The sequence below is a fragment of the Telluria sp. Soil_C_11 genome (assembly GCF_057657395.1).
In genome coordinates, this window is sequence record NZ_JBDGIN010000002.1 from 199886 (window position 1) to 215537 (window position 15652).

The 15652-nt window shown below is 66.1% G+C and carries 17 protein-coding genes; 5 read left to right on the plus strand and 12 right to left on the minus strand.

Annotated elements, in window-relative coordinates:
• Positions 1-19: 19 nt before the first annotated feature.
• The 8 genes from AC3A6M_RS03785 to AC3A6M_RS03820 all read right to left on the minus strand — a co-directional run bounded on the left by AC3A6M_RS03785 (position 20) and on the right by AC3A6M_RS03820 (position 6457).
• Positions 20-190: a hypothetical protein gene (locus AC3A6M_RS03785; RefSeq protein WP_487851403.1), complete on the minus strand. Its 171-nt coding sequence runs from the start codon at positions 188-190 to the stop codon at positions 20-22.
• Positions 191-197: 7 nt separating this feature from the next.
• A complete protein-coding gene (locus tag AC3A6M_RS03790) occupies positions 198-1238 on the minus strand; it encodes a bifunctional UDP-4-keto-pentose/UDP-xylose synthase (protein WP_487851404.1) in 1041 nt (346 codons plus the stop codon).
• A gap of 141 nt (positions 1239-1379) precedes the next feature.
• A complete protein-coding gene (locus AC3A6M_RS03795; protein ID WP_487851405.1) occupies positions 1380-2690 on the minus strand; it encodes a sensor histidine kinase in 1311 nt (436 codons plus the stop codon).
• Positions 2638-3333 (minus strand): response regulator transcription factor, encoded by a 696-nt coding sequence (locus tag AC3A6M_RS03800; RefSeq protein WP_487851406.1) that lies wholly within the window; start codon positions 3331-3333, stop codon positions 2638-2640. Before AC3A6M_RS03800 ends, AC3A6M_RS03795 begins: the two co-directional genes overlap by 53 nt.
• A 54-nt stretch (positions 3334-3387) precedes the next feature.
• Positions 3388-4683: an RNA polymerase sigma factor gene (locus AC3A6M_RS03805; RefSeq protein ID WP_487851407.1), complete on the minus strand. Its 1296-nt coding sequence runs from the start codon at positions 4681-4683 to the stop codon at positions 3388-3390.
• Positions 4680-5447, minus strand: a complete 768-nt coding sequence (locus AC3A6M_RS03810) for a YciI family protein (protein ID WP_487851408.1) — start codon at positions 5445-5447, stop codon at positions 4680-4682. The genes AC3A6M_RS03805 and AC3A6M_RS03810 overlap by 4 nt, the downstream gene beginning before the upstream one ends.
• Positions 5448-5531: 84 nt before the next feature.
• A complete protein-coding gene (locus tag AC3A6M_RS03815; protein ID WP_487851409.1) occupies positions 5532-5957 on the minus strand; it encodes a YciI family protein in 426 nt (141 codons plus the stop codon).
• Positions 5954-6457, minus strand: a complete 504-nt coding sequence (locus tag AC3A6M_RS03820) for a VOC family protein (protein WP_487851410.1) — start codon at positions 6455-6457, stop codon at positions 5954-5956. The genes AC3A6M_RS03815 and AC3A6M_RS03820 overlap by 4 nt, the downstream gene beginning before the upstream one ends.
• 233 nt (positions 6458-6690) lie before the next feature.
• Here AC3A6M_RS03820 and htpG point away from each other — a divergent pair, with 233 nt between their 5' ends.
• Positions 6691-8613, plus strand: a complete 1923-nt coding sequence (gene htpG / locus AC3A6M_RS03825) for a molecular chaperone HtpG (protein ID WP_487851411.1) — start codon at positions 6691-6693, stop codon at positions 8611-8613.
• A gap of 98 nt (positions 8614-8711) precedes the next feature.
• A complete protein-coding gene (locus AC3A6M_RS03830) occupies positions 8712-9911 on the plus strand; it encodes a tetratricopeptide repeat protein (RefSeq protein WP_487851412.1) in 1200 nt (399 codons plus the stop codon).
• A gap of 15 nt (positions 9912-9926) precedes the next feature.
• On the opposite strand, the gene AC3A6M_RS03835 is transcribed toward AC3A6M_RS03830, so the two are convergent.
• The 4 genes from AC3A6M_RS03835 to kynB are packed head-to-tail and all read right to left on the minus strand — an operon-like array spanning position 9927 to position 13241.
• The gene (locus AC3A6M_RS03835; protein ID WP_487851413.1) at positions 9927-10487 is read right to left on the minus strand and encodes an RBBP9/YdeN family alpha/beta hydrolase; all 561 of its coding nucleotides are present in this window, start codon (positions 10485-10487) and stop codon (positions 9927-9929) included.
• A complete protein-coding gene (gene kynA, locus AC3A6M_RS03840) occupies positions 10484-11323 on the minus strand; it encodes a tryptophan 2,3-dioxygenase (RefSeq protein WP_487851414.1) in 840 nt (279 codons plus the stop codon). Before kynA ends, AC3A6M_RS03835 begins: the two co-directional genes overlap by 4 nt.
• 11 nt (positions 11324-11334) lie before the next feature.
• The gene (gene kynU / locus AC3A6M_RS03845) at positions 11335-12597 is read right to left on the minus strand and encodes a kynureninase (RefSeq protein ID WP_487851415.1); all 1263 of its coding nucleotides are present in this window, start codon (positions 12595-12597) and stop codon (positions 11335-11337) included.
• Positions 12594-13241: an arylformamidase gene (gene kynB, locus AC3A6M_RS03850; protein ID WP_487851416.1), complete on the minus strand. Its 648-nt coding sequence runs from the start codon at positions 13239-13241 to the stop codon at positions 12594-12596. Before kynB ends, kynU begins: the two co-directional genes overlap by 4 nt.
• A gap of 549 nt (positions 13242-13790) precedes the next feature.
• Between kynB and flhD the strand changes: the two genes are divergently transcribed.
• From flhD to AC3A6M_RS03865, 3 genes are all read left to right on the plus strand, one after another.
• Entirely contained in the window at positions 13791-14108 is a 318-nt protein-coding gene (gene flhD / locus AC3A6M_RS03855) for a flagellar transcriptional regulator FlhD (protein WP_047826184.1), read from the plus strand.
• Positions 14109-14231: 123 nt separating this feature from the next.
• Positions 14232-14780, plus strand: coding sequence for a flagellar transcriptional regulator FlhC (gene flhC, locus AC3A6M_RS03860; protein WP_487851417.1), 549 nt, complete (start codon positions 14232-14234; stop codon positions 14778-14780).
• Between the two features lie 53 nt (positions 14781-14833).
• The gene (locus AC3A6M_RS03865; RefSeq protein ID WP_487851418.1) at positions 14834-15619 is read left to right on the plus strand and encodes a class I SAM-dependent methyltransferase; all 786 of its coding nucleotides are present in this window, start codon (positions 14834-14836) and stop codon (positions 15617-15619) included.
• The last annotated feature ends 33 nt before the right edge of the window (positions 15620-15652 follow it).

The following is a 15652-nucleotide window of genomic DNA, read 5'->3' on the forward strand; positions in this document are numbered from 1 at the left end:
CTATGTCCGGCGCGCGAGGCTAGCGCCGCAGCCCTTCCTGGGGCGACCGCAGCACCCGCTCGATGAGCGCCGAATCGAGCCGCATGCCCCTCATGTAGGCGCGCGCCGCACCCGCACCCAGCACGCGCCGTACGGCCTGCGCCTTGTAGACGGCACGGGCCTTCACCGGATCGCAGCGCGTATAGGACATGTGTGGCTCAATCGACCAGCCCGCGCGCGACGCCGACCTGGCCGCGATAGGCGTCGAAGATGTGGCGCAGGGCCTCGGCCATGGTGGTGCTCGGCGCCCAGCCGAGGTCGTTCATGGTGTTCTCGATCTTCGGCACGCGGTTCTGCACGTCCTGGTAGCCCTTGCCGTAGTAGGCGCCCGAGCTGGTCTCGACGATCTTCACCTTCTGCGCGCCGGCGGCGTATTCCGGGTATTCGGCGGCCAGCTTCAGCATCATGTCCGCCAGCTCGCGGATCGAATAATTGTTGGCCGGGTTGCCGACGTTGTAGATCTGGCCGCTCGCCTTGCCGTCCTTGTTCTCGATGATCTTCATGAGCACGTCGATGCCGTCGTCCACATAGGTGAAGGCGCGTTTCTGCGCGCCGCCGTCGACCAGCGAGATGGTTTCGCCGCGCACGATGTGGCCGAAGAACTGGGTCAGCACGCGCGACGAGCCTTCCTTCGGCGTGTGGATCGAGTCCAGGCCGGCGCCGATCCAGTTGAACGGGCGGAACAGCGTGAAGTTCAGGCCTTCCATGCCGTAGCCCCAGATCACGCGGTCCATCAACTGCTTGGCGCAGGCGTAGATCCAGCGCGGCTTGTTGATCGGGCCGTAGACCAGTTCCGAATTTTCCGGATCGAATTCCTCGTCGCGGCTCATGCCATACACTTCCGAGGTCGACGGGAAGATCAGGTGCTTCCCGTACTTCGCGGCCGAGCGCACGATCGGCAGGTTGGCCTCGAAGTCGAGTTCGAACACGCGCAGCGGTTCCTTCACGTAGGTCGACGGCGTGGCGATGGCGACCAGCGGCAGGATCACGTCGCACTTCTTGACGTGGTACTCGACCCATTCGGTGTTGATCGTGATGTCGCCTTCGAAGAAGTGCATGCGCGGATGGTCCAGCAGCTCCGTGATGCGCTCGGCGTTCATGTCCATGCCGTAGACTTCCCAGTCGGTGGTTGCGAGAATGCGCTTGGACAGGTGGTGGCCGATGAAGCCGTTGACGCCGAGGATGAGGACTTTTTTCATGTGCTAACTTTCAAGATGCCGCAGTGAAGCGGTGTTGCTGTGACGCGGCGGCGAAAGGCGGCGCGTCGGGGCCGTCATGATAGTCAGGCCGGTGTGAAGCCGGCGTCAAGGATCCGTGAAGTTTTCGTGAAGTTTCGCGAATTACCGCGATTCCAGGCCGAGCAGGACGCGGGTTCCGCTGCCTTCGGCGCTTTCGACCGCGATGCGCCAGCCGTAACGGTCGCATATTTTCTTCACGATCGCCAGCCCGATGCCGAATCCGTCCCCGCGTCCGCCCGGCGCGCGGTAGAAGCGGTCGAAGACATGGGGCAGGGCTTGCGGAGCGATGCCGGAGCCGGTGTCTTCGACGCTCAGCGTACCGTCCGCGTACGTGAAGCGCAGCTCCCCATCCTGCGTGTGGCGCAGGGCGTTGTCGACCAGGTTGGACAGGACGATGCCGAGCGCCGAGGCATTCGCGAGCACGGGAATCTCGGCCGGCACCGACACGCGTGCCCGCACCGCCCGCTTTTCCAGCCGCTCGGCGTAGCGTTCCAGGATGGCATCGATGATGGCGCAGAGACGCGCGGATGACGCCACCGTGGCCGATTCCTCGCGGGCAAGCGCGAGCAGGCATTCGATCAGGGCATGCATGTCCTCGGCCGCCTGCTCGATCTGCAGCAGGCGCTGGCGCGACTTGGCGTCGAGCGATGCGGCGACCGGTTCCAGCAGCTCGCAGCTGGTGCGGATCCGGGTGAGCGGGGTGCGCAGCTCGTGGCTGACGTTGGCGGTGAATTCCTTCTCGCGTTCGACCATCGCGGCCATGCGGACGTGGTAATCGTTGACCGCATGCGCCAGTTCGGCCACTTCGTGCTCGTCGTAGCCGCGCGGATCGATGGCGGAGGAGGCGCCCGAACGCAGGGCCGTGACCTGGCGGGCCAGGCCGCCGACCTGCCGCACCAGCAGGCCGGACAGCCAGTAGGCCATCCACACCGAAGGCAGCACGAACAGCGCGGTGACGATCGTCAGCGTGTCGATGCCGTCCCTGAAATGCTGTTCATAGGCGCTGTAGTCATAGGCGCGGTACACCCGTTCGTCACCGAAGCGCACGACGGCCACATGGATGTCGCGTCCACCCACCGGGACTTTATGGACGCCCTCCGGCAGCGAAGCAAGCGAGGCGGGCAGGTCGAACCACTGTCCGCCTTCCTGCGACACGCGCGCGCCCACCACCGGATCGACCGGCGGCAGCGAGGAGGGCTCGTCGCGGTAGGACTGCAGCAGGTTGCGCATGTCGTCGTCGATGATCGACTGGACCAGGCGCTCTTCCTGGGATTCGGCGAGGGCGCGCACCCCCAGCGTCTGCACGACGAGAAGGACGATCGCCGCCGCGAACAGGGCCAGCGCGACCTTCAGGCGCAGGCTAGGACGCATCGTGCGGGTCGCCCGGGGAGCCGATCCGGTAGCCGATGCCATGCAGGGTCTCGATCGGGTTCGCTTCGCCGTCGGCGGTCAGGGCGCGCCGCAGCGTGTGCATGTGCGAGCGCAGCGTGTCGCTGTCCGGCAGCGGCTCGCCCCACACGGCGGTTTCGAGGTCGGCGCGGCGCAGCACCTGGCCCGGCGAAGCCATCAGCAATTGCAGCAGGTGCAGGCACTTGCGCGGCAGGCGGATCGTCCGGCCGGCGCGCTCGACCTCGAGCGTGCGCGGGTCAAGGCTGATGTCTCCGCAGCGCAGCGCGCCCGGCACGACCTGGCCGTGGTGGCGCTTGATCAGCGCCGCCAGGCGCGCGCCAAGCTCCTTCAACGAGAACGGTTTGACCAGGTAGTCGTCGGCGCCGTGGCCGAAGCCGGCCAGCTTGTCGTCCAGCGTGTCCTTGGCGGTCAGCATCAGGACCGGGGTATCGCGGCGCGCTTCCTCGCGCAGCTTGCGGCACAGCGTGAAGCCGTCCATGCCCGGCAGGGACACGTCGAGCAGGATCGCGCTCCATTGCGCGCTGACGGCGCGGTGCAGGCCGGTGACGCCATCCGAAGCGTGTTCCGGGGCATAGCCGGCGGCTTCGAGATAATCATAGAGATTGGCCGCGATGGCCGGGTCGTCTTCGATGATGAGAACGCGCATGAGAAGTGCTTGAGGGAACGGAAGCCGCCATCATGCCATACTGCGGCGGCGTATTCAGCCGGTCCGCTCGCGCTCGTCGCGGGCGCGCGCCAGCAGCAGGGTGCGTTCGCGCTCGTTGAGGGTCAGGCTGGCGGCGCGCTCGAACTCGGCGCGCGCTTCCTCGTGGCGGCCCAGCCTGGCGAGCAGGTCGCCGCGCACGCTGGGCAGCAGGTGGTAACTGGCCAGCCGCGGTTCGTCCAGCAGCTGGTCGGCCAGCGCCAGGCCTTCCGCCGGACCGTAGGCCATGCCCAGCGCCACCGCGCGGTTCAGCTCGACCACCGGCGAGCGCAGCAGCTCGGCCAGGGCGTCGTACAGCGCGGCGATGCGCGGCCAGTCGGTCGCCTCCGGCGTCAGGGCGCGGGCGTGGCAGGCGGCGATCGCGGCCTGCAGGGCGTAGGGCCCCAGGCTGCCGAGGCGGCCGGCACGCTCCAGCGCATCCAGGCCGCGCCGGATCTGGAGCCGGTCCCAGCGGCTGCGGTCCTGGTCCAGCAGCAGCACCGGCTCGCCGTTCGGCCCCGTGCGGGCGCGCTCGCGCGAGGACTGGATCTCCATCAGCGCGACCAGGCCGTGCACTTCGCCTTCTTCCGGCGCCAGACCGGCCAGCACCCGGCCCAGGCGCAGCGCCTCGCGGCACAGGCCGGGCCGCAGCCAGTCGGCGCCGGCGCTGGCCGAATACCCTTCGTTATAGATCAGGTAGATCACCTGCAGCACCGAGGCCAGGCGCGGCTTGCGCTCTTCGCCGCGCGGCACCTCGAACGGCACCTTCGCCTCCGCCAGCGTGCGTTTGGCGCGCACGATGCGCTGGGCCACCGTGGCCTCGGGCACCAGGAAGGCGCGCGCGATCTCGGCGGTGGACAGGCCGCCCAGCAGCTTGAGCGTCAGCGCGGCGCGCGCTTCGCTGGAAAGTACCGGATGGCAGGCGACGAACATCAGGCGCAGCACGTCGTCGTCGATACCCTCGGCGTCCTGCGCCAGCTCGGCCAGCTCGTCGGGCCGGCGCTGGGCGTCGCGCAACTGCTCGTCCATCTCCCACGACAGCTGGCCTTCCTTCCCGGCGTGCATGCTGGCGTGCCGCAGGTGGTCGAGCGCGCGGTGCTTGGCCACCTGCATCAGCCAGGCGCCGGGCTTGTCGGGCACGCCGTCCGCCGGCCAGGATTCCAGCGCCTGCAGCATGGCGTCCTGGGCCAGCTCTTCGGCGATGCCGACGTCGCGCAGCATCCGGCTCAGCGCGCCGACGATGCGCGCCGATTCCATGCGCCAGACCGCCTCGACGATCCGGCCGGTGCCGTTCGTCTTTATATCGCTCGTCATCGCCGGAGCATGACCGTGCGCAGGGCGGCATCCAGCTGCTCGGCGCGCAGGCTGGCGTCTTCCTGGCGCTGCGCTTCGCCGAGGGCCGGCATCAGGTCGTCCATGGTGGCGGCCTCGCGGATCTCGACCTCGACATACGGCCCGGTCGGATACGGCAGGGTGCGCGCCCAGGCGATCGCGTCCGGCATCGAGCCGGCCCTGATCATCCAGAAGCCGGCGATCAGTTCCTTGGCTTCCGCGAACGGGCCATCGATCACGCTGGCCTGGCCGCCCCTGAAATGCAGCCTGGCGCCGCGTGCGCTCGACTTCAGGCCGTCGCCGGCCAGCAGCCTGCCTTGCGCCGCCTGGGCGGCGTTGAAGGCGTTCAGCGCGTCCAGCATTTCCCGCGGCGGAATGCGGTCGCGCTCGGTTTCTTCGTTTGAGCGCAGCAGGATGACGTAGCGCCGGTCGCCACTGTCCGCGGCCGGCGGCACCTGGGCGCAGCCGCCCGGGCAGCCGGTCTCGCGCAGTTCCAGCACGGCTTCGCCGGTGGCCTGCACGTCGCTCTGCGGCCACTGTTTCAGCCGCTCGAGCGCGGCCTCCTTCGACGGCGCTTCGAAGATGGTGAAGCCGGCCACCAGCTCCTTGGCTTCGGCGAAGGGGCCGTCCGTCATGCTCTCGCCGCCCGGCCACAGTGTCAGGCGCACCGCGCGGCGCGACGGGCGCAGGCCCAGGGCCAGCCCGAGACGGCCCTCGTCCGCGAGGGCCTGGTTGAAGCGCTCCATCTCGTCGAGTGCCTGGAGGGCGGAACCCCGGCCTCGGTGGCCTGGTCCGCCTTGCGGATGACCATGAATTGCATTACCGTCTCCTCAGCGCGCCGCGACCTGCCCGCGCCGGCGCTCCTCCTGGGCGCGCAGCTCGGGCGTGAGCTCGGCGCCGAAATCCTCGGCCTCGAACAGCTGGCGGATCTCGATGTCGCCCCGGCCCTCGCCATACGGATTCGGGCAGCGCTTCATCCATTCGATCGCTTCCTGCTTCGAGCTGACCTCGATGATCCAGAAGCCGGCAATCAGCTCCTTGGACTCGGTGAAGGGGCCGTCGACCACGCTGCGCTGGTCGCCGTCGAAGACGATGCGCGCGCCCCTGCTGGTCGGGTGCAGGCCTTCGCCGGCCAGCAGCACGCCGGCCTTGGCCAGCTCCTCGTTGAACTGGCCCATCTCCGCCAGCTGCTGCCGGGTCGGCATGACGCCGGCCTCGGAGGCGGCGGTGGCTTTCACGATGACCATGAATTTCATGGCTGGCCTCCCTGCTGGTCGCCGCAGCCCTGGCCCTGCTGCATCGACTTCTGCATCTCTTCCTGCATCTGTTGCGGGGTCATGTCGCGCTTGTGGGTGGCGATCGACCAGCGGTGGCCGAACGGATCGTCGAGCTGGCCGTAGCGGTCGCCCCAGAACATGTCCGCCAGCGGCATGACGGGTTTGGCGCCGGCCGCCACCGCCTGCGCCCAGGTGGCGTCGGCGTCGTTCACGTACAGGTGGATGAAGACCGGGGTGCCCTTCAGGGCCTGCGGGCCGTTGCAGCCGAATTCGGGAAAGTCGTCCGCCAGCATGATGGGCGAGTCGCCGATGCGCAGCTGGGCGTGCATGATCTTGCCGCCGGGGCCGGGCATGCGGCCGGTTTCGATGGCGCCGAAGGCTTTTTTATAGAACTCGATGGCGTCAAGCGCGCCCGCGCACACGAGGTGGGGCGTGATGGTGTGGAAGCCTTCGGGGATGGCGCGTACTTGTCCTTGCATGATGATCTCCTTGTTTATCCTGTTGTTTTGGGTGCTTCTACGGCTACGACGAACGGCGCATCCCGCTTTCGACACCGGCGTGCGAAAAAATCCTGGGATTTTCGATACGGTATGACCGCTGTCGTGGGAAGTCGAGAAAAAGATGACTATCTGGAAAAAACCCCTTGAAATCCATTTTGCCAACCCAATATTCGCCCGGTCTGTTTAACCACTGATCATAACGAGGACACAAGATGGCTGTTGCCGAAAAAGAAACCCTTGGCTTCCAAGCAGAAGTAAAACAGCTGCTGCAACTGATGATCCACTCCTTGTATTCGAACAAGGAAATCTTCTTGCGCGAACTGATCTCGAACGCCTCCGACGCCGCCGACAAGCTGCGCTTCGAAGCGATCAACAACGATGCCCTGTACGGCAACGACCACGAACTGAAGATCAAGGTCCTGTTCGACAAGGAGGCGAAAACCGTCACCATCTCGGACAACGGCATCGGCATGAGCCGCGACGAGGTGATCTCGCACCTGGGCACCATCGCCAAGTCGGGCACCAAGGAATTCTTCAGCAAGCTGTCCGGCGACCAGCAGGCCGACGCGGCCCTGATCGGCCAGTTCGGGGTGGGCTTCTACTCGGCCTTCATCGTCGCCGACCGCGTGACCGTCGAGACCCGCCGCGCCGGCGCGGCACCATCCGAGGCGGTGCGCTGGGAATCGACCGGCGAGGGCGACTACACCCTGGAGCCGATCGAGAAGAGCAGCCGCGGCACCGACATCATCCTGCACCTGCGCGAAGGCGAGGACGAGCTGCTGTCGTCGTGGAAGCTGAAATCCATTATCCGCAAGTACTCGGACCACATCTCCCTGCCCATCGTCATGAAGAAGGAAGAGTGGGACGAGGATAAGAAGGAAACCGTCGTCAAGGACGAATTCGAGACCGTGAACCAGGCGTCCGCGCTGTGGGCACGTTCGAAGTCGGACATCACCAAGGAGCAGTACGAAGAGTTCTACAAGCACGTCTCGCACGACTTCCAGGCGCCGCTGACCTACACCCACAACCGCGTCGAAGGCCGCAGCGAATACACCCAGCTGCTGTATGTGCCGGGCCACGCGCCGTTCGACCTGTGGGACCGCAACAAGCGCGGCGGGATCAAGCTGTACGTGAAGCGCGTGTTCATCATGGACGATGCCGAGCAGCTGATGCCGGTCTACCTGCGCTTCGTGAAGGGCGTGATCGATTCGAACGACCTGCCGCTGAACGTCTCGCGCGAGATCCTGCAGGAGTCGCGCGACGTGCGCGTGATCCGCGAAGGCTCGACCAAGCGCGTGCTGGGCATGCTGGAAGAGATGGCGAACGCGGACGAGCAGGAAGGCAAGGACAAGTACGCGACCTTCTGGAAGGAGTTCGGCCAGGTGCTGAAGGAAGGCATCGGCGAGGACGCGACCAACAAGGACCGCATCGCCAAGCTGCTGCGCTTCGCCTCGACCCAGAACGACTCGGCCGAGCAGACGGTCTCCTTCGCCGACTACGTGGCGCGCATGAAGGAAGGCCAGGAGAAGATCTACTACGTCACCGCCGACAGCTACACCGCGGCGAAGAACAGCCCGCACCTGGAGATCTTCCGCAAGAAGGGCGTCGAAGTGCTGCTGCTGACCGACCGGGTCGACGAGTGGATGCTGTCCTTCCTGAACGAGTTCGACGGCAAGGAACTGGTGTCGGTCGCCAAGGGCGGCCTGGACCTGGGCAAGCTGGAGGACGAGGCCGAGAAGAAGGAGCACGAAGAGACCGAAGGCCAGTACAAGGACCTGGTCGAGAAGATGAAGGGCGCGCTGGCCGACAAGGCCAAGGACGTGCGCGTGACCTTCCGCCTGACCGACTCCCCGGCCTGCCTGGTGGCGGACGAGCATGAACTGTCGGCCAACCTGGTGCGCATGCTGAAGGCGGCCGGCCAGAACGCGCCGGAATCGAAGCCCATCCTCGAGATCAATCCGAACCACCCGCTGGTGACGCGCCTGAAGTACGAAGACGCGGCGAGCGCGCGCTTCGCCGACTGGTCGCACATCCTGTTCGACCAGGCCATGCTGGCCGAGGGCGGCAGCCTGACGGATCCGGCGGCTTTCGTGAAGCGCCTGAACGAGATGCTGCTGGCGACGGCGGCCAAGTAAGGCGCCAGTCTGCCGGTGGCAGTGAGAAGGTCGGGTTCGCCCGGCCTTTTTTCGTTGGTGGAGTTTCGAGAGAATCCGGCTGCTTGGCGCAGGGTAAGATGAGCGTTTCCCTCATCCTGGCCGCCATGACCTCATTTCGCTTCCTGCCCCTTGCCGTACTGCTCGCATTCGGCAGTCCTGCCGTCTCCGCCGCCGTGATGTGTGGCGAGCCTTGCCACGGCCTGATCCAGGAAGGCGAGGCGCTCGGCGCCCAGGGCAAGTACAAGGAAGCCCAGGAAAAGTACCGGGCCGCGCAAAAGGCCGACCCACGGGCTTCCATGCCGATTTCGATGGAGGCGAACCTGTTGCTGGCCCTGTCGGAACGTGTGCCGGAGAAGACCGCCCAATGGCGCGACGCCGCGCGCGCCCTGGCGAACCAGGCCCTCGCCCTGGCACAGGACGACCCGATCGCCCACGAGGTCCTGCGCACGCTGGACGACGACGGTCCGTCGCCCCTGCATGCGCCCAATCCCGAAGCGGCCAAATTCATGGCCGAGGCGGAGTCGCAGTTCGGGCAGCGGCATTTCCGCGAGGCGCTGGCAAACTACGAGGCGGCGATGAAGGCGGACCCGCAGTACTCCGGCGCATGGCTCGGCGCCGCAGATTGCCATTTCGCGCAGCATGACTGGGCGCAGGCGGAAATCCTGTTCCGCCGCGCCACCGAGATCGAACCGCGCAATTCCCAGGCCTGGCGCTACCTGGCGGATACCCTGTACAACCTTGGCAAGATCGAGGCTGCCGAAAAGGCGCTGCTGTCGGCCATCGTGGCCGATCCTTCGCAGCGCCCCAACTGGATCAAGCTGGCGTCGATACGCGAGCAGCAGCACATGCCCCTGAAAGCGCTGGCGCTGCGGCGCGGCGTCAGCGTGGTCGCGAACGCCGATGGAAAATTCACCCTGAACGTCGACAAGCCGGCCGACGAAAAGGTCGATACGCCCGACTTCGCGTTCCGCCTCATGCTGGGCGCCGGTGAAGCGAACATGCGCAAGGCCGACAAGAAAGCCAGTCCCTACGACATCGAACTGGCTAGCTGGCGCGACGCCATGAAAGTCGCCGACGAGATGAAGGCCAGTACCGGGAAAGAGCTGGCCGACCCGGCGTTCCGGCAGATCCAGGCCATCGCGCGCGACGGCCAGCTCGAAGCGGCCATCCTGATCCTGATGTTCCGCCAGTCCTACCGGCCGGCGCTGGATGCCTGGCTGGCGGCGAATCCGGACGGGGTCAAGGTATTCATCGACCGCTACGGCCTGCGGCCCTGAGCGTGTGGGCCGGGATCAGGGCTGGAGCGTCGCGCAGAACGCTTCCAGCATCTGCTCGCCTTCCGGCCAAGGTCCATACCCGCTGTCGCCGTTGATATGGCCGGCGTCGCCGATTTCAATCAGTTTGCTGCCCCATGCCGCGGCGAACGCCCGCGCCCTGTCGGTGCTCACGTATTCGTCATTGGTACTGGCCACGACCACGGAAGGGAAGGGCAGGGCCTGCATCGGGATCGGCACGAAGCCGTTGACGGGCACCGGATAGGAGGGCGCTTCGACGTCGCTGGGCGCCACCAGGAAGGCGCCCGCGATCTTCAGCGGGGAGCCGCCATGGGTGCAGGCCCATTGCGCCCATTGCGCCACCAGCATGCAGCCGAGGCTGTGGGCGACCAGGATCGGCCGGCCTTCGCAGGCGGCGATGGCGGCGTCCAGCTCGGCCACCCATTCGTCGCGCTCGGGATCGTTCCAGTCGCGGTGCGCCACCCGTTCCCATTTGGCGTACTTGCGTTCCCAGTGGGTCTGCCAGTGCTGCGGGCCCGAATTCCACAGGCCGGCCACGATCAGGATGTCGCATTTCATAAAGCGGTCCTCAGTGCGAACAGTTCCGGGAACAATACCACGTCCAGCATCTTGCGCAGGTAGCTGACGCCGGCCGTGCCGCCGGTGCCGGTCTTGAAGCCGATGATGCGCTCGACCGTCGAGACGTGGCGGAAGCGCCAGGTGCGGAAGGCGGTCTCCATGTCGACCAGCTTTTCGGCCAGTTCGTACAGCGCCCAGTGGTGCTCCGGATCGCGGTAGACCTCGAGCCAGGCCGCCAGCACCGAGTCGTCGTGGACGGTCGGTTTGGTCGGGTCGGCATCCAGGCGCGCCTGCGAGACCGGCAGCCCGGTGCGCGCCAGCAGGCGCACCGCCTCGTCGTAGATCGAGGGCGCGTGCAGCTCGCGTTCGAGCAGGGCGTGGTGCTCCGGGCTGGCCTGGTGCACGGCCAGCATCGCCGCGTTCTTGTTCCCGAGGATGAATTCGAGCTCGCGGTACTGGAAGGACTGGAAGCCGCTCGATGCGCCCAGGTAGGGGCGGATCGCGGTGTACTCGGGCGGCGTCATGGTGGCCAGCACGTCCCAGGCATGCACCAGCTGGTCCATGATGCGCGCGACGCGGGCCAGCATCTTGAAGGCCGGCGGCAGCTCGTCCTTGCGGATCTGCTCGCGCACCGCCTGCAGCTCGTGCAGCATCAGCTTGATCCACAGCTCGCTGGTCTGGTGCTGGATGATGAACAGCATTTCGTTGTGGTTCGGCGAGAGCGGATGCTGGGCCGTCAGGATCCGGTCCAGGCCCAGGTAGTCGCCGTAGCTCATGGACTCCTTGAAGTCCATCTTCGCGCCGTGCCATTCGGCGGCTTTCTTTTGATCGTCCATGTCGATTCCCTTCAGGTCACCGCGCTGCGCGCCGCATTCGCGTCGTAGCTGCCGTTGTCGAGGATATCGCGCAGGATCTCGACCGCGTCCCAGACATCGCAATAGCTCGTGTACAGCGGCGTGAAGCCGAAACGCATGATCTCCGGCTCGCGGTAGTCGCCGATCACGCCGCGCTCGATCAGGGCCTGCATCACCGCGTAGCCCTGCGGATGGGTGAAGCTGACCTGGCTGCCGCGGCGGGCGTGCTCGCGCGGCGTCACCAGTCCCAGCGGATGCGCCTTGCAGCGCGCTTCCACGAGGGCGATGAACAGGTCGGTCAGCGCCAGCGATTTCGTGCGGATCGCCTGCATATCGGTTTCTTCGAAGATCTCGAGCCCGCACTCGACCATCGCCAGCGAGGCTACCGGCTGGGTGCCGCACAGGGCGCGGCCGATGCCGTCCGCCGCGGTGAAGCCGTGCGACATCGCGAACGGCGCCGCGTGGCTCCACCAGCCGGTCAGCGGATGGCTGAAGGCGGCCTGGTGGCGTTCGGGCACCCAGATGAAGGCCGGCGCGCCCGGGCCGCCGTTCAGGTATTTATAGGTGCAGCCGACCGCGAAGTCCGCTTCGGCCGCGTGCAGGTCGAGCGGGACCGCGCCGGCCGAGTGGGCCAGGTCCCACAGCGCCAGCGCGCCGGCCGCGTGGGCCTGGCGGGTCAGCGCGGCCATGTCGTGCTGCCAGCCGGTGCGGTAGTTCACGTGGGTCAGCATCAGGACCGCGCAATCCGCATCCACGGCGGCCGGCAGTTCGTCCACGCTGTCGACCAGGTGGATCCGGTAACCGCGGTCGAGCCAGCGCGCCAGGCCGTCCGCCATATAGATATCGGTCGGGAAGTTGCTGCGCTCGGTGACGATGACCTTGCGCTCCGGCGCGCGCTGGCGCTGGATCTCGAGCGCGGCGGCCAGCGCCTTGAACAGGTTCAGCGAGGTGGTGTCGGTGACCACCACTTCGCCGTGACGGGCGCCGATGAGCGGGGCCAGACGGTCGCCGAGGCGCTTGGGCAGCTCGAACCAGCCGGCCTTGTTCCAGCTGCGGATCAGGTCGTGGCCCCATTCCATGGCGACTACCTCGTGCACGCGGGCCAGGGAGGCGCGCGGGCGGGCGCCGAGCGAATTGCCGTCCAGGTAGATCACGCCCTCGGGCAGTGCGAAGCGGTCGCGCAGCGGGGCCAGCGGGTCCTGGGCGTCGAGCGCGGCGCAATCGGCGCGCGAGGATATCGTTACTGTATTCGTCATGCAGTCTCCTTGGCGGGCAGGGCGCGCAGGATCGCGCGCACCGGGCTGGCGTCCATGCCGGCCAGTTTCAGGGGCAGGGCGATCAGCTCGTAGTCGCCCGGCGGCACGGCATCGAGCACGACGCCTTCGAGGATCGCCAGGCCGTGGCGGCGCACCGCGTGATGGGCGTCCAGGGTTTTCGAATCCTGCGGGTCGAGCGAAGCCGCATCGGTGCCGACCAGGATCACGCCTTTCGATGCCAGCAGGTCGATGGTTTCCGGGGCGATCGCGGGAAAGGCCGGGTCCCAGGCCTGCTGGGGCGCCGTGGCGTAAGTACGGAGCAGCACCCGCGGCGGCGTGCCGTCGAGCCGGGCTTCGATGTCCTGCGGATGCACCGTCGACACGCCGATGCAGTGGATCACGCGGCAGGGGCCGAGGTAGGGCGCCAGGTCGACGGCGTCGATGGCCCGGCCCGCCGGATCGTAGTGCGAGGGCGCGTCGGTATGGGCGCCGAGGTGGGTCGTCATGGTCATGCGGCTGACATGGACCGGGCAGCCATCCCGGATTTCCCAGGTCGGACTGGCGTCGAACGGGGTGTCGCCGGGCCAGACCGGGATGCCGGCCGAGATCGTCGGGCTGATATCCCAGAGTGCAGGAGCGTGCATAGGATTTGGTGAGGAATGCGCGAAGCCGGCAGTGTAGCAAGAAATGCATCGGCGGCGGCCGGAAGGAGGGGGCAAAAATTTTTTTAAAATTTTTCGCCGGAACCCTAAAGTTCCCGAAAACCCGTCCGATAACCTACCCAGATGACCGGGATTGGGTCGAAAATTTTTTGCAAACCACCCTAAAGTTTGCGCAAACCCATCCGATAACGGTCTGTAGGGCAACGAAGGGCAGCAAAAAAATCGAAAAATATTTCGATTCGACCCTAAAGTTCCCAAATCGGTTGACGTTAACCAACACAGACGCAGATTCCTGTCGGCGTCGCCGGGCCCGAAAAGCCCGAGTTATCGAACATCTTCATCCGCCCGTTTTCATAGGGGCGCGACCCCGATCCGGGAGGGTTTGTCAGACAAACTCCTACGGGTCGTCTTCGTCTTTGCCGGACGAAAAATCCAGACAGTCTCCAATATACGGAAAGTTTCCTCACAGTCAGAATCTATCTCAACGGCAACACAAACCCGCCGACGAATAGATCAAACGGAGAGATGAAAATGACTGCGAACGACATGATGGCTGAAATTCGTGATGCGAACCTGAGCTACCTGATGCTGGCTCAGCAGATGATCCGTGCCGACAAAGTCACCGCAATCTTCCGTCTCGGCATCTCGGCCGACATCGCCGACCTGATCGAAGGCATGAGCAATGCCCAGATCCTGAAGCTCGCCGGCGGCAACATGATGCTGGCCCGCTTCCGCTTCGACGACACCGCCATCCTGTCGATGCTCACCAGCCACAGCAAGGACCGCGCCCTGGCGCAGTCGCACGCCGCCATCCTGATGGCCGGCCAGCCTGCCGAAGAAATCGCCTAAGTTCAATTTCCAAAAACCGGGGTCAGACTCCGGTTTTGGGCAATTTCCAAAATCGGGAGTCTGACCCCGGTTTGATCGAAGTCAGTTTTCTAGCGTATGTGCAGTTGTCGGAGTGAGTGAATCATGAGCAAGAAAAGCGTCGTCTCGGAAGCCCAGGAAATCCAGCTGGCCATCGAACTGATCCAGCTTGGCGCCCGCCTGCAACTGCTGGAAAGCGAAGTCTCGCTGTCGCGCGAGCGCCTGCTCAAGTTGTACAAGGAACTGAAGGGCGTGTCGCCGCCGAAGGGCATGCTGCCGTTCTCGACCGACTGGTTCCTGACCTGGCAGCCGAACATCCACTCCTCGCTGTACATCAATATCTACAAGTTCCTGGTCGAGCACGCCGGCGCCACCGGCATCCAGGCGGTGATGAAGGCTTATAAACTCTACCTGGAGCAGATGCCGCCGGAGCCGGGCGAAGAGCCGCTGCTGTCGCTGACCCGCGCCTGGACCCTGGTGCGCTTCTTCCAGGGCGGCATGCTGGTGCTGGCGCCTTGCTCGAAGTGCAAGGGCAAGTATGTCGTCAACGCGCTCGACCTGAACAACGATTACCAGTGCGGCCTGTGCCACATGCCTTCGCGCGCCGGCAAGACCCGCAAGGCCAAGGATGCCGCCGCGCTGGCCGGCGCCTGATGCGCCCCTGATGTGCGCCTGATCCGACTCTTCATCTTCCTGCGGGGCAGGGCGTGAGCGCCGCTGCCCCGCGCCGCATCCGGCGCGCGCCCGCCGTCCGCGCGCTGCTGCTGCAAGTCCTCGCTTTTCCCCTGATGCTGGCCTCGGTCTGGCTGCTGGCGCGCGCCGGTGCGCCGCAATCCTGGCTCGGCGTGACGCTGGTGCAGGGCGCCTGGGCGGCGATGCTGTCCTGGCGCGCCGGGCTGGCGAGCTGGTGGCGAACGATCCAGTTCCTGTTTCCGCCGGCCCTGTTGCTGGCCAGGGAAGCGGCCGATGCGCTGGCCGTGCCGCCGACGGCCTTCCTGGCCGTGTTCCTGTTCCTGCTGCTGCTGTATTGGTCGACCTTCCGGACCCAGGTGCCGTACTACCCGTCCGGCCGGCGCGTGTGGGAAGAGGTCGCCAGGGTGCTGCCGGCGGGCCGTCCGCTGCGCATCATCGACATCGGCAGCGGGCTGGGCGGCCTGGCGCTCGACCTGGCGCGGCGCCGTCCCGACTGCGACGTCGCCGGCATCGAACTCGCACCCTTGCCGTGGCTGGCCAGTGCCTTGCGCGCCCGCGCCACGCGCAGCCGCGCCCGTTTCCTGCGCGGCGACTACGACGAACTCGACTTCGGACAGTACGATGTGATCTTCGCCTATCTGTCGCCGGCCGCGATGGGCGCGCTGTGGCGCAAGGCCGAGGCCGAAATGCGTCCCGGCAGTGTACTTCTCAGTTACGAATTCACCGTTCCGGAGCGCGAACCCGACCAGCGCGTTGTAACTGGCGATAGCAGAAAAATTCTCTACATTTGGCACTTTTGAGCCACATTCCCGGCACTTTTACTTGCCCGTAGT